The 13,306-nt window shown below is 53.8% G+C and carries 12 protein-coding genes; 1 reads left to right on the top strand and 11 read right to left on the bottom strand.

The window, feature by feature from the left end; translation table 11 throughout:
• Positions 1–432: 432 nt before the first annotated feature.
• From trpE to rpe, 3 genes are all read right to left on the bottom strand, one after another.
• Positions 433–1,923 (bottom strand): anthranilate synthase component I, encoded by a 1,491-nt coding sequence (gene trpE / locus BLO43_RS12675; RefSeq protein WP_090907366.1) that lies wholly within the window; start codon positions 1,921–1,923, stop codon positions 433–435.
• Positions 1,924–2,057: 134 nt separating this feature from the next.
• Positions 2,058–2,741: a phosphoglycolate phosphatase gene (locus BLO43_RS12670; protein WP_090907390.1), complete on the bottom strand. Its 684-nt coding sequence runs from the start codon at positions 2,739–2,741 to the stop codon at positions 2,058–2,060.
• Between the two features lie 140 nt (positions 2,742–2,881).
• The gene (gene rpe / locus BLO43_RS12665; protein WP_074634044.1) at positions 2,882–3,565 is read right to left on the bottom strand and encodes a ribulose-phosphate 3-epimerase; all 684 of its coding nucleotides are present in this window, start codon (positions 3,563–3,565) and stop codon (positions 2,882–2,884) included.
• Positions 3,566–3,728: 163 nt separating this feature from the next.
• On the opposite strand from rpe, the gene apaG reads away from it, so the two are divergent.
• Positions 3,729–4,112, top strand: a complete 384-nt coding sequence (gene apaG / locus BLO43_RS12660; protein WP_074630256.1) for a Co2+/Mg2+ efflux protein ApaG — start codon at positions 3,729–3,731, stop codon at positions 4,110–4,112.
• Positions 4,113–4,204: 92 nt separating this feature from the next.
• Here apaG and der read toward each other — a convergent pair whose 3' ends face one another.
• The 8 genes from der to ndk form a co-directional block, all read right to left on the bottom strand.
• Positions 4,205–5,605 carry a ribosome biogenesis GTPase Der gene (der, locus tag BLO43_RS12655; protein WP_090907365.1) on the bottom strand — a complete coding sequence of 467 codons (1,401 nt, stop codon included), beginning with the start codon at positions 5,603–5,605 and terminating at the stop codon, positions 4,205–4,207.
• Between the two features lie 111 nt (positions 5,606–5,716).
• Positions 5,717–6,922 (bottom strand): outer membrane protein assembly factor BamB, encoded by a 1,206-nt coding sequence (gene bamB / locus BLO43_RS12650; RefSeq protein ID WP_074630258.1) that lies wholly within the window; start codon positions 6,920–6,922, stop codon positions 5,717–5,719.
• A 228-nt stretch (positions 6,923–7,150) separates the two neighbouring features.
• Entirely contained in the window at positions 7,151–7,789 is a 639-nt protein-coding gene (locus BLO43_RS12645; protein ID WP_090907364.1) for a tetratricopeptide repeat protein, read from the bottom strand.
• A 27-nt stretch (positions 7,790–7,816) separates the two neighbouring features.
• A complete protein-coding gene (gene hisS / locus BLO43_RS12640; RefSeq protein ID WP_090907363.1) occupies positions 7,817–9,088 on the bottom strand; it encodes a histidine--tRNA ligase in 1,272 nt (423 codons plus the stop codon).
• Entirely contained in the window at positions 9,085–10,338 is a 1,254-nt protein-coding gene (ispG, locus tag BLO43_RS12635; RefSeq protein WP_074634045.1) for a flavodoxin-dependent (E)-4-hydroxy-3-methylbut-2-enyl-diphosphate synthase, read from the bottom strand. The genes hisS and ispG overlap by 4 nt, the downstream gene beginning before the upstream one ends.
• Before the next feature lie 39 nt (positions 10,339–10,377).
• Positions 10,378–11,517, bottom strand: a complete 1,140-nt coding sequence (locus tag BLO43_RS12630) for a RodZ domain-containing protein (RefSeq protein WP_090907362.1) — start codon at positions 11,515–11,517, stop codon at positions 10,378–10,380.
• On the bottom strand, positions 11,468–12,634 hold the full coding sequence (locus BLO43_RS12625) for a 23S rRNA (adenine(2503)-C(2))-methyltransferase RlmN (protein WP_090907361.1): 1,167 nt from the start codon (positions 12,632–12,634) through the stop codon (positions 11,468–11,470). Before BLO43_RS12625 ends, BLO43_RS12630 begins: the two co-directional genes overlap by 50 nt.
• Positions 12,635–12,665: 31 nt before the next feature.
• Entirely contained in the window at positions 12,666–13,091 is a 426-nt protein-coding gene (gene ndk, locus BLO43_RS12620; RefSeq protein ID WP_090907360.1) for a nucleoside-diphosphate kinase, read from the bottom strand.
• Between the last annotated feature and the right edge of the window lie 215 nt (positions 13,092–13,306).

The raw sequence follows: 13,306 nt of genomic DNA, 5'->3' as shown, positions 1-13,306 counted from the left end.
GATAATCATAGGCTATCGGGTGCAGGTAAGGATTTGTGTTAAAGGGGACAATAATATATGCGAACCCTTAACCAAGTATGGCGTATGCTATAGTAAAGTGACAATCTTTTCCGTACTTTATTTGATACGTTCTGGCTGGCAATGCTAAATCTTATTTAGCCGAAATCAGATAATTTGCCTGCAACCTACGGATTTAATATAGCACTCCTACCAACCTCCCGGCTATTTGGAAAGTCGCACCAACATGTCGCCGGTTTTCTCGCTGACTATGTTGTGGCTATCATTAGAATTCATGCGTGTTTTCAGCGATGAAACCGTGAACTGGGATTTGTTTGGGTTCAGGGCATTGCACAAGCCCGGCTAGGCGAGCATGGGGCTCTCCGGACGTCAGTTATTGCAGGCGAAACAAGAAAGTACCTATCGAATCATCCTCTACTCGATCTTACTGTCCAATCCACCTTCCGCAATCTCCGCCGCACACAGCAGCGCCTTGGCTTTGTTCTGGGTTTCGATCCATTCGCTTTGCGGCACGGAATCGGCAACAATGCCCGCACCCGCCTGCACGTGCAACTTGCCGTCTTTGATGACGCCGGTACGGATGGCAATAGCCAGATCCATATCGCCATTGAATCCGAGATAGCCTACCGCGCCTGCGTAGATGCCGCGCCTGGAAACTTCCAGCTCATCAATGATTTCCATCGCCCGCACTTTGGGCGCACCGCTCACGGTACCCGCTGGAAAAGTGGCGCGCAGCACATCCATCGCATTCAGGCCTGGCTTGAGCTTGCCATCCACATTGGAAACAATGTGCATAACGTGAGAGTAATGCTCGATTTGCATGTTTTCTGTGACTTTAACCGTTCCGGTCTGCGCGACGCGGCCGACATCGTTGCGCCCGAGGTCCATCAGCATTAAATGTTCCGCACGTTCTTTCGGGTCGTCCAGCAGATCGGCCGCCAGCGCGGAATCTTCCTGGATGGTTTTGCCGCGCGGACGTGTACCGGCGATTGGACGTACGGTCACGGTGCCGCCTTCCAGGCGTACCAGGATTTCGGGTGATGCACCAACCACGTGAAACTCGCCAAAATGATAATAAAACATGTATGGCGAAGGATTGAGACTGCGCAGCGCGCGATAAAGCGCCAGCGGCGAGGCACCATAAGGCTTGCTGGTGCGCTGCGACAAAACCACCTGCATGATGTCGCCATCAAAAATATAGCGCTTGGCGCGCTCCACCGCTTCAATGAAATCTGCTTCATTGAATTCCGAGACAGCCTCGGCGGGCTTGCTCGGCACTTCAAGCGGAATTTCCACCGGTTTACGGAGATTGACAAGCAACTCCTTCAGGCGTTTTTTTGCGACTTTATACGCTTCCGCTGCTTCCATTGAACCCGTGTCGCCAAGGGCTGCATACACGATGAGATAGAGTTTGCCGGAAAGATTATCCACCACCACCAGCTCTTCAGACAGCAATAGCAGCATATCGGGTGTATTGAGCGTATCCGGGCGGGCATGACCTGCAAGTTTATGCTCGATGTATCGTACGGCATCGTAGGCAAAATAGCCTACGAGACCGCCGCAGAAACGGGGCAAACCGGGGTATGGCGCTGCCTTGAAGCGCGACAGATAGGACTCCACGAAAGCCAGCGGATCTCCTGCCTCAACTTCCTGCGATCCCGCACCATTGATGATTCTGACACGGTTGCCTCGCGCCTCTATGCGAGTCCGGGCAGGCAAACCAATAAAAGAATAGCGTCCGAAGCGCTCGCCACCCTGCACCGACTCCAGTAAATAGGAGTAAGGCCGGTTGGCAAGCTTTAGATAAACCGACAGAGGCGTATCCAGATCGGCGAATGTTTCCAGCACCACCGGGATACGGTTGTAGCCTTGCGCGACAAGGTCATTGAATTCAGTTTCAGTCATGATTTGATCCCACAAAAACCGGAAGGGCAGAAATACCGTGGTGTGTGAATGCTAGGCACGCCAGCGATCAAGGCCAGGGCGCCAGGGACGCCAGGCCTTGATCGCGTATTCCTCGATTCCGGTGTTTTCGCGGATCATGACAATTTCTGAATTAATTTTGTAGCATCGTATACGGACGTAACGATGGCGTCGCAATCCAGTTCGCGCACATCGCGCCCCTCATTGTAGCCATAGGGTACGCAAAAGACATGGCAGCCCGCTGCACGTGCCGCTTCGGCGTCATTGAGGGAGTCACCGATCAGCAGCATTTCATGGGGTAGAATGCCGAAATGCTTGCAGGCATGCAGCAGGGGCATCGGGTCAGGCTTCTTTTTCGGGAGGCTGTCACCTGACAGGACGATATCAAAATAATCGAACAGGCCAGTGGCGCGGAGCAACGGCAAGGTGAACGCCTCAGCCTTGTTGGTGACACAGGCCAGACGAAAATCCGCTTCCCGCAGGCCGTTCAATCCCTCTATTACGCCTGGATAGGGCCGTGTATTAACGCACAGCGTTTTCGCGTAATCGCGCTCGTAGATCGGCATCGCTTTGTCGAATAATTCAGCATCGGGTTCATCATCGAGACTGCCGGTCAGCGAACGCTTCACCAATTTCTGTATGCCCTTGCCGATATAGGATTGAATAGTCTCCAGCGGTAGTTCGGCCCTGCCCAGTTCCCGAAGCATCATATTGGCCGCCGCGGCAAGATCGCCCGCCGTATCGAGAAGCGTACCATCCAGATCGATCATTACAGCCTTGATCAACAGGGGAAATTCGATGTCGGCCGCAGAGGTATCTGCGAGCCGCGAAGCGCTTTTGTTCACGTAGTATATTCCTGACAGTCAAGTAAAGTTCCGTAGCTTACGACGCATTCGCAAATCTGGATTCTCCGAGGCGCCCTGTTGTTTCGGGACTGAAATCAAGCTTTCGCCAGCTCGGCCCGCAACGCTGCGACTACCGTATCATAGCGGTGCGGATCGCTGTCCTTGCCTGCGCCATAAATGGCGGAACCCGCCACAAAAGTGTCGGCCCCGGCGCGGGCAATCTCGGCGATGTTATCTACCTTTACGCCACCATCAATCTCAAGCATGATGTCTTTGCCGGTTGCATCAATGCGTTTGCGCACCGCTTTTAATTTTTCCAGTGCTTCAGGGATGAATTTCTGCCCACCGAAACCGGGGTTTACCGACATGATCAGCACCAGATCCAGTTTATCCAGCACATGATCAAGATAATATAAAGGCGTCGCGGGATTGAATACCAACCCTGCTTTGCAGCCCTGTTCCTTGATGAGCCCGATGGTGCGGTCGATATGCCTGGACGCTTCCGGGTGAAAGGAAATAATATTGGCGCCAGCCTTGGCAAAGTCCGGAACAATGCGGTCAACCGGCTCAACCATCAGATGCACATCAATAATCGCCTGGGTCAGGGGACGGATTGCTTCACACACGAGCGGGCCAATGGTGAGATTAGGCACGTAGTGATTATCCATCACATCAAAATGGATGATATCCGCACCTGAATCGATAACGGCGGTGATTTCTTCGCCCAGCTTGGCAAAATTTGCGGAAAGAATGCTCGGAGCGATGCGATAATTAGCCATGAAGGCTTCCTTATAATCAAAAAACACCATTTTAACCGCAAATAGCTGTTTCGCGCTAACAGCTTCATCCTGTAAGCCATCATTCTGTCATTTTTATCACGCAGCACCATATTTTGTAGCCACCACCCTTGCCGTGACTCAAAAAATAGTGTGCAATGCGGGGATGGCTGAAAGTAAAAAATATGAGATTATTGTAACGGTTCACACTACCTACCTCCCGGAACAATCGGACGAAGCGCTCGACCGTTACGTTTTCGCGTATACCATTATGCTTGCCAATACCGGCACGGTCGCGGCGCAGCTCATCAGCCGCCACTGGATTATTGCAGATGGAACGGGCGGCGTGCAGGAGGTACGGGGGCTGGGAGTGGTTGGCGAGCAGCCGCTCCTAAAACCCGGCGACAGTTTCGAGTATACAAGTGGTACCGCCATTTCCACGCCGGTTGGGTCGATGAAAGGCAGCTATCAAATGGTGGCTGAAGACGGTCTGCGCTTCGATGCAACCATTCCTGAATTCATCTTGAGTGTACCAAGGGTATTGCATTAAGGGGTTCGCCGCATGTTTGCCGCGAACGCGACGCTGGCAAGATCAAGAATTGAAACATTCGATTAGGTTTAATTTGGGCCTGTTAACAGGCCCTAACCATATTTCTTCCGGCCAACCATGCGGCGGCGGTGAGCACGTTTTGCTTCCGCTTCGCTGAGGGGTGCCGGACTTCTTTCAGCGTAGGGATTTCGACCCGACCTGAATACAACCCGCAACGGTGTACCTTCCAGCCGGAAGGTTTCGCGAAAAGTGTTTTCAAGATAGCGCTGATAAGTTTCGGGAACCTTATCGAGGGCACTACCATGGATCACAATCAATGGCGGGTTGGAGCCGCCCTGATGGGCATAACGAAGCTTGGGACGTGATAAGCCGGCGCGCGGTGGCTGCTGCTTCTCGACCGCCGCCAACAGGGCGCGGGTAAGTTTGGGGGTGGATAGATTTGCCATCGCGGCCGCATAAGCCGCATCAATCGATGGGAGCAGTCCTTTCATGCCGCTGCCTCGCAATGCCGAGATATAGTGGAGTTTAGCGAAATTCAGTAAAAAAGCGAGTTTCCGGGCAATATCGTTCTTGATGGTATCGCGCTGATAATTGTCCAGACCGTCCCATTTGTTAACGGCCACCACCAGCGCGCGCCCCGTTTCCAGGATAAACCCGGCGATGTGTGCATCCTGGTCGGAAATTTCGTTTCCCGCGTCCAACACCAGCACCACCACATTGGCATCTTCTACCGACTGCAAGGTCTTGACCACCGAAAATTTTTCCACGGTCTCAAATACCTTGCCGCGACGGCGCAAACCGGCGGTGTCGATCAACGTATACGGACGTCCGTTGCGGTGAAAGTCAATATAGATACTATCGCGGGTGGTACCTGGCTGATCAAACGCAATGACGCGTTCCTCGCCCAGCAGCGTATTCACCAGCGTGGATTTGCCAACGTTGGGACGCCCCACAATAGCAATTTTTGGGTGCCTATCCTCTTTTTCTTCTTCTTGCGGCAGTGGAAAATCCGCTAACGCCAGCTCCACCAGCTCGTTCACATTATCGCCGTGCGCGGCGGAGATCGCACAGGGTTCCCCCAGACCCAGTTCGTGAAATTCGGCGGTGACAACGGATGACGCCATGCCTTCGGTTTTATTCACCACCAGTATGATTTCGCGTCCCGTTTTACGCAGTTGCTCCGCAATTACCTTATCATGCGGCGCCAAACCGGTTCTGCCATCGACGATGAACAGCACCCTATCCGCTTCGTCCACCGCTTGTCGAGTCTGCTTGGCCATCTCATGCAAAATGCCTTCCTTCACCATCGGCTCAAAGCCACCGGTGTCGACTACCAGGTAGGGTTTATCGCCCAGTCTGCCATGGCCGTAATGGCGATCCCGCGTCAACCCCGGAATATCCGCCACAATGGCGTCACGGCTGCGGGTCAGGCGATTAAAAAGCGTTGATTTGCCGACGTTGGGCCGCCCGACCAGTACTAGGGTGGGTTTCATGACTTCCGGTTCTTATGCGCAGACCATCTATCCTTCTGCTCAGAAGGATAACGGTGAGCGTATTCCAAAATAAACAAATGAGCCCAAAATGAAGGAGCCCAACGAGACCGGTTACATACCGAAAGCATAAAGCCCGCCTTTCATGGTCTGCACCACGAAACCATTAGGCAGAGATACGGGACGGGCAACGATGGCGCTCCCGTCAGTGGCGGATCGAGCGACAATACTACCGGTGTCGTTCCTGATGAGATTTACATAGCCTAGAGAATCCCCCACCACCACATGCTCATCCCGAATGAGCGGGGGAGATAATTGGACGCCCTTGAGCATATCCTGTTTCCAGATACTGGTGCCATCCTTTTTATTGTAAGCTACCACCGCGCCTTGAACGTCGCTCACGTAGATGTAATGATCATTCATGGCGAGACCCGCGCTGCTCGACGCGTCTCGCGCCCAAATCTGAGTACCGTTAGCGATCTCAAAACAGGCAACGCGTCCCTGATAAGCGACAGCGCATATTTGCTGTTCGTCAGCCACTGGCAGGCTGGTGACATCCGTCATCCGCTCCAGTTCTGTCGCACCCCGTGGCCGCGATACCACCGCCTCCCACGTTACCGCGCCGTTTGCCAGATTTATCGCCACCAGTTTTCCGCCCGCGAATCCGGCGAATACCATCCCTTGCGAGATCAGTACGCCGGCATAGCTCCGAACCGTCAGGGATGGCGTTGCACCCTGGTATATCCACTTACGTTTACCGCTGCCGGCATCCAGACTGAAAATACGGCCATCTCCAGTGCGCACCACTACCGTGCCGCTATCCGCTCGCGGCGGACTTAACACTTCAGTGGATACTTGGGCCGTCCACAGGGCTTTACCATCTTTGCTGCCATATGTCAGGACCTCGCCTTTGAGGGTCCCAACCAGCAACATTCCGTCACCCGCACCCACGCCACCCGACAATTTATGCCTGGTATTGACATTTCCCGCTTGTTTGCCCGTAACGGGATCAAAACGCACCAGGAACCCATCCATACTGGCGGCATAAACGGCGCCATTCTCGTATACCGGCATAAATCCCAGCGCCTTACTTTCTTCAATGCCGTTCTGCCACAATGGGCGCGCTCCCGGAATTGTCTTTAATTGGGCAGCCTGTTCCGGGCTCATCTCAAAGGTTTCGCCTCCAAGGAGCCCGCCGCTGATACCCGCCACATCGATATCCGCCAAGTCACGCGCAATGTCGCGCGCCATATCAATGAGACTCACACATCCGGAAAATGCCAACAGCGGCACCAGCAGCAGGATATGCCGTCGAATCATCTTAAATCCGGCAGTTGTAGCGAACTCACCAGAAAGGTGAAGATCAAATGGTGCAAAAATTCATTATGGGTCATGACGTTAAACAAGGGAATGAGCGATTAACCACCGGATTCAGGATCATGCAAATAATCCTGGAGAATCTCTGCATCAGTCTTCCGTGGATAGTTTGCCGTCTACGCCTCATTCTTGCGGTCTTATTATGCGCACAATCGAAAATTCGAGGTGCCTCTATTTACCTTCCGCCAGGGCATCCAACTTCATTTGAACGATACTATGATAGGTGCCTTTTTTACTCAGCTTGTCGAGTGCCATTTGATAAGCGGCACGTGCTTCGGGAACCTTACCCGCCGAAGTAAGGACATCGCCTTTGAGATCCGCATAAAGGCCATCAAAAGATTCACCATGCTTGGTATCCAGCAGCCTCACGGCATCGTCGTATTTTTTCTCGTCCAGGGATATGCCTGCCAACCGCAACCGCACAAGATCCTTCAACTCTTCTTCCTTGGCATTATCCAGCACCCACTGAAAACGGCTTTTGGCATTTTGCATGTCGCCCCCCTCGAGACTCGCACGTGCCGAAATCAATGCGGCACGCGCCGCGTAGCCACTGGTGGGGAAGCCTTCCATCAGCAAATGTGAGGCATCGCTAATTTTCTTGGGATCACCACTTGCCTCGACTTGCAACAGCGAGGCATATAGTTCCGCTGCCTGCTGAGTCTGTTGCGCCTTATAGTATTTCCATGCCTGCTGGCCACCCATGCCTGCAATCAAAGTCGCCACAATTATAATCACCAGCGTGCCATAGGCTTCCCACCAGGATTTAAGCCCATCAATTTTTTCCTGCTCTTCCAGATCATAGGTCGCCATTTAATTTCCTGATAAGAATTTTCTGATTCAAGTTCTCTTAAGCAGATCCACTGCTTCCGCCAGCCCGACTCTCACCTGCTCCGCCGCCTCACGTAGCGGCTTGATGCTTATCTCACCGGCTTGTGCTTCATCATCACCAATAATAACGGCGAAACGCGCGCCGCTGGCATCCGCTTTTTTCATCTGCGCCTTGAAGCTGCCATCGCCACAATGCAGAATTGACTTGAGTCCGCTATCGCGCAAATATCTGACAGTCTTCCAGGCGGCTCCATTCGCAGCCTCGCCTTGATGTATCACATACACATCCGGCACGGGGCGCGGTATTTCCCCGCCGCATTCCACCATCAGCGCCAGCACACGCTCCACGCCCATGGCAAAACCGCACGCTGGCGCCGCCGATGCCGGTTTGCCGCCGATCTGCTCCACCAGTCCGTCATAACGGCCGCCGGCGCATATGGCGCCTTGCGCACCGAGCTTCCCGGTGACCCATTCGAATACGGTGCGGTTGTAATAATCCAGCCCTCTTACCAGCCGCGGGTTGATCTCAAAGTCCACTCCCTGGTCGCGCAGGAGTCGCTGTAACGTCTCGAAATGCGCCAGCGAGTCCTCGTCCAGGTCATCCAGCAACCGCGGTGCACCGTCAATGATCTCTCTCATTTCGGAATTCTTGCTATCGAGTATCCGTAACGGATTGCTGTGCAACCGCCGGCGGGCATCATCATCGAGCCCATCCAGATGCCGCTCCAGATACCCGATTAATCGCGCCCGATGCAATGCGCGCGATTCAGCGCTACCCAGCGTGCCAATTTCCAGGCGTACATCCGAAATACCCAGCTTCTTCCATAATTCCGCACACATGACGATGAGCTCGGCGTCAATATCCGGGCCGGTATAACCCAGCGCTTCTACGCCTACCTGATGGAACTGACGGTAACGTCCCTTCTGCGGACGCTCATGGCGAAACATCGGACCGGAATAGTACAGTCTCTGCGGCCCCGGATAGAGCAGATTATGTTCCAGTACCGCGCGCACACAGGAGGCGGTTCCTTCCGGGCGTAATGTTAGGCTGTCGCCGTTGAGACTATCCAGAAAGGAATACATCTCTTTCTCGACGATATCGGTCACCGCGCCTATGGAACGCACGAACAGATCAGTCTGCTCGACGATCGGCATGCGGATGTTACGATAACCATAAGCCGTCATCCATTCCCGCACGGTCTGTTCAAAAAAATCCCAAAGGTATATCTGGTCAGGCAGGATGTCATTCATCCCGCGGATGGCCTGGATGGATCGGGTCATTGCCTGATTTCTGCGGTGCCTGACTTCTTCGGATATTTCGCCTGCACATACTCATCGACGATCTGGCGGAATTCTCCTGCAATATTGTCGCCTTTCAAGGTCACCGATTTTTGCCCATCTACATAAACCGGTGCCACCGGCCTTTCACCCGAACCAGGCAGGCTGATGCCGATGTTGGCATGCTTGCTTTCCCCGGGTCCGTTGACTACGCACCCCATCACCGCCAATGTCATATTTTCCACGCCTTCGTATTCCTCGCGCCACACCAGCATCTGGGTACGTACATAGCCTTGGATACTTTCCGCCAGCTCCTGGAAATAGGTGCTGGTGGTACGCCCGCAACCAGGGCATGCTGCGACCAGCGGGACAAACGCGCGCAGACCCGTGGTTTGCAGAATCTCCTGCGCCACCACCACTTCGCGAGAGCGGTCACCGCCTGGCTCCGGTGTAAGCGATATGCGGATGGTGTCGCCTATGCCGTCAAGAAGCAGCACTGACAGCGCGGCGGTAGAGGCCACGATTCCTTTCGAGCCCATACCGGCTTCCGTCAATCCAAGATGCAAGGCATAGTCGCAACGCGATGCCAGGTCGCGATAAACAGCAATCAAGTCCTGCACGCCGCTTACCTTGCAGGACAATATGATTCTGTCACGCCCCAGTCCGATCTCCTCCGCCCTGGCGGCACTTTCCAGCGCGGAGGTAATCAATGCCTCACGCATGACAAGCGACGCATCCTTCGGATCACCAGATCGGGCGTTCTCATCCATGATACGCGCCAGCAGTTCGGGATCGAGGCTACCCCAGTTAACGCCGATACGTACCGGCTTCTCATATTTACAAGCCGCTTCAATCAGGATGGAAAATTGCTCGTCACGTTTTTTTCCGTGCCCCACATTACCCGGGTTGATACGGTATTTGGCCAACGCCTTCGCGCAATCGGGATATTCGGTCACCAGCTTATGGCCGTTGAAATGAAAATCGCCTATCAGCGGCACATGGCAGTCCATGTCATCGAGACGCGCACGGATGCCCGCCACCGCTTTAGCGGCTGCGGCGGTATTAACGGTGATGCGCACCAGTTCCGAACCGGCACGTGCGAGCTGGGCCACTTGTACCGTGGTGGCAATTTCATTTTCCGTATCGGTATTGGTCATGGATTGCACCACCACCGGCGCACCACCGCCCACTGTGATGGACCCTACACGGACGCCGACACTATTTCGGCGCGGCGGAAAAATATTTTGTATCATAGTCATGATAGGTATGAGAATCTTATAAAAGTGAAAATTTCATTTGAGCGACAGACGTGCCGTCCCTCCATAGGCATTGATATAAGGTGCCAGATCCACCGGATTGTTATTGTAGACCAGCTTAACTGCAGCGGCGTTACCGATCGTAAGGGAGAATGGCGGCTTACCGTGTAACACCTGCTCTGTGCCGCGGGGATTAATCCGCGAAAGTAGCAACCTGCCTCCACTATCCTTGACTTCAGTCCATGATTCTCCTTCAAATACGAGGCGAAGAACATCTCCGCCACTTGCCGGTTGAGGGGCAGAGATATTTGCTGATTCACGGGCAGAGGCGTTTGCCGGTTCAGGAGCGACAGCCGCTGGCGCGCTTTGCCGCGCCAGCGGCGCAGCGGGAATAGGAGCTGGGGCCGGAAGAGGAGCCGGTACCTCGTGTTTTTGTTCAGTTACCGTGGCTTCTTCAGCAGATGATACCAGGCCGCCGGTCGAGTTTGCGGAGGGTAACTGATTTTTTGGTGGCACATCACCTCGCTCCGGCCCGGTTCCAGTTTCCATTTTTACGGCCGGCTGCTTTCCTTTATTGCCTTCACTGGTATCATAAATTTCAAAGATCAGCAGCAGCACCAGAACGGCCACTCCCGCAATAATCAGGTTACGCTTCCCACTTCCCTGATTTGAAGGGAAGGGAATCCCCTCGGTCTGATACGAGATGGTTGGGGTGGGAGTGGGTGGAAGCGATTGCTCCAGGCGCTGCAATAACGGTGCAGCATCTATCTGCAGCAACTTGGCGTAGTTTCGTACGAAGCCGCGCAGAAATGTTCCGCTTGCAAGATTGTCGTAGTCATCCTGCTCCAGCGCGGTAACCTGTCGCACCGATAACCGCAATTGCCGTGCCACGTCCTCAATATTCATGCCACGCGCCAGCCGCGCAGCCCGGAATTCGCGGCCCACGCCTATTTCCACCTCGGCTGGCTTCGAACCCGCTCCGTGGTTGGCGCCACCATTCCTGTCAGTGGCGTTCATTACTCGAATCCGTGATTGCGCGGCGCCAATGCTTGTTTGGAATTTGGAAACGGTTTCCATGACCTGCACGGCGCCAATGACACTGTGAAGATATCCATCTGACTTTGCCTCATCTTGCCACTTCGACAATTCCACGGCTTGTTCGCCGGGTTTTGTCATGCACTTTTCCCGCAAGTTGCCCGCAGGCAGCGGCAATATCGTCACCACGGGTCTTGCGCACGGTTGTTACCAGTCCAGCCTCCATCAGCACATCGCGGAAGCGACGCACCGCCTCCGGCGATGAACGCCTGTACCCGGAATTGGGAAAAGGATTAAACGGGATCAGATTGAATTTGCAAGGCGTATCTCGCACCAATTGTACCAATTCATGCGCATGGCCCAGACTGTCGTTGACACCATCCAGCATGACATATTCAAAAGTGATGAAATCCCGCGGCGCGGACTGAAGGTAGCGCTGACAGGCCGCCAGCAACTCCTTGATCGGATATTTCTTGTTAATGGGCACCAACTCGTCGCGCAGTACGTCGTTCGGCGCATGCAGCGACACCGCAAGAGCCACCGGACAACGCTCGCGCAACCGGTCCATGGCCGGAACCAGGCCCGAAGTACTCACCGTCACGCGCCGCCGCGATAGCCCATAAGCATTGTCATCCAGCATCAAATCGAGCGCGGTCACCACGTTTTCAAAATTGGCCAGCGGCTCGCCCATGCCCATCATGACGACATTAGTGACGGCACGGCTACGATTCTGAATGTTGGGATGGTTTGGAGGGTACACCCCTTTCTGACCATCAGGGATTCCCTCAAGTTCCACGATGGGCTCGCCATTAGATGTTCCCGCTAACGCTTTATTCGCCCACCACAACTGGCCGATAATTTCCGCAACCGTCAGATTGCGATTAAATCCCTGCCTGCCGGTAGAGCAAAATGTACATGCCAGTGCACAACCCACCTGGCTGGAAACGCACAGCGTGCCACGGCTGGTTTCGGGTATGAAAACTGTCTCGATGCCATTACCGGCACCTACTGACAATAGCCACTTGCGGGTGCCATCCGCGGCGGCATGATCGCTGATTACCTGGGGTGGCTCAATCACGGCGGTTGCGGAAAGCTTATCCCGCAATCCCTTCGCTAAATCACTCATACCCGCGAAATCGGCCTCGCCCGACCGATGTATCCAGCGCAGCAGCTGCCTGGCACGAAACGGCTTCTCGCCAATTTCCACACAGAAACCGGCAAGAGCGTTCGCATCGAAATCGAGTAGATTGACGCTCATGATGTTGAGCCAGAAACCCTTTTAACCCTTTTTATCTGGAATAAATATTCAGTGCTGGAAAATAATAGGCAATTTCAACCGCCGCGGTTTCAGGTGCATCGGAACCATGCACCGCGTTGGCATCGATACTGTCGGCAAAATCTGCGCGTATGGTTCCTTTTTCCGCCTTTTTCGGGTCGGTCGCACCCATCAGATCCCGGTTCTTCCTGATCGCGTCTTCGCCTTCGAGCACCTGCACCATGACAGGCCCAGAAATCATGAATTTAACCAGATCATTAAAAAATGGGCGGCTGCGATGCACGGCATAAAAGCCCTCGGCTTCCGCCTGCGAAAGGTGCATCATACGTGCCGCAATTATTTTCAAGCCGTTGCTTTCAAAACGCGAATAGATTTCTCCAATTACATTTTTTGCCACCGCATCCGGTTTGATAATAGACAATGTTCTTTCGACAGCCATTAAATACTCCACTAAATTAAGAAATTAAAGTGTATTTTAACAAAGAAACCCTCTCCAAAGGCGGAAAAAAAGAAAAGGGCGGTTATTGGTCGAGATCGATCTGATAAACCCGGATAATCCATCAGGATGCGAGATGATGGCAAGGTGGGTTGCGAGACAGTTTTTCCGGTTGGGAGAAGCCTATAGCGTGCTCTATGGATGTCGGGCAAGCAACG

This window comes from Nitrosospira sp. Nsp13 (assembly GCF_900101945.1).
In the GTDB taxonomy this organism is placed as follows: Bacteria; Pseudomonadota; Gammaproteobacteria; order Burkholderiales; family Nitrosomonadaceae; genus Nitrosospira; species Nitrosospira multiformis_D.
This window is presented reverse-complemented; position numbering and strand designations above follow the sequence as displayed.

Excerpts from the sequence above, each read along its gene's own strand:
- trpE (WP_090907366.1), bottom strand. The coding sequence starts at position 1,923 with ATGACTGAAACTGAATTCAATGACCTTGTCGCGCAAGGCTACAACCGT.
- rpe (WP_074634044.1), bottom strand. The coding sequence starts at position 3,565 with ATGGCTAATTATCGCATCGCTCCGAGCATTCTTTCCGCAAATTTTGCC.
- apaG (WP_074630256.1), top strand. The coding sequence starts at position 3,729 with ATGGCTGAAAGTAAAAAATATGAGATTATTGTAACGGTTCACACTACC.
- der (WP_090907365.1), bottom strand. The coding sequence starts at position 5,605 with ATGAAACCCACCCTAGTACTGGTCGGGCGGCCCAACGTCGGCAAATCA.
- bamB (WP_074630258.1), bottom strand. The coding sequence starts at position 6,922 with ATGATTCGACGGCATATCCTGCTGCTGGTGCCGCTGTTGGCATTTTCC.
- BLO43_RS12645 (WP_090907364.1), bottom strand. The coding sequence starts at position 7,789 with ATGGCGACCTATGATCTGGAAGAGCAGGAAAAAATTGATGGGCTTAAA.
- hisS (WP_090907363.1), bottom strand. The coding sequence starts at position 9,088 with ATGACCCGATCCATCCAGGCCATCCGCGGGATGAATGACATCCTGCCT.
- ispG (WP_074634045.1), bottom strand. The coding sequence starts at position 10,338 with ATGATACAAAATATTTTTCCGCCGCGCCGAAATAGTGTCGGCGTCCGT.
- BLO43_RS12630 (WP_090907362.1), bottom strand. The coding sequence starts at position 11,517 with ATGACAAAACCCGGCGAACAAGCCGTGGAATTGTCGAAGTGGCAAGAT.
- BLO43_RS12625 (WP_090907361.1), bottom strand. The coding sequence starts at position 12,634 with ATGAGCGTCAATCTACTCGATTTCGATGCGAACGCTCTTGCCGGTTTC.
- ndk (WP_090907360.1), bottom strand. The coding sequence starts at position 13,091 with ATGGCTGTCGAAAGAACATTGTCTATTATCAAACCGGATGCGGTGGCA.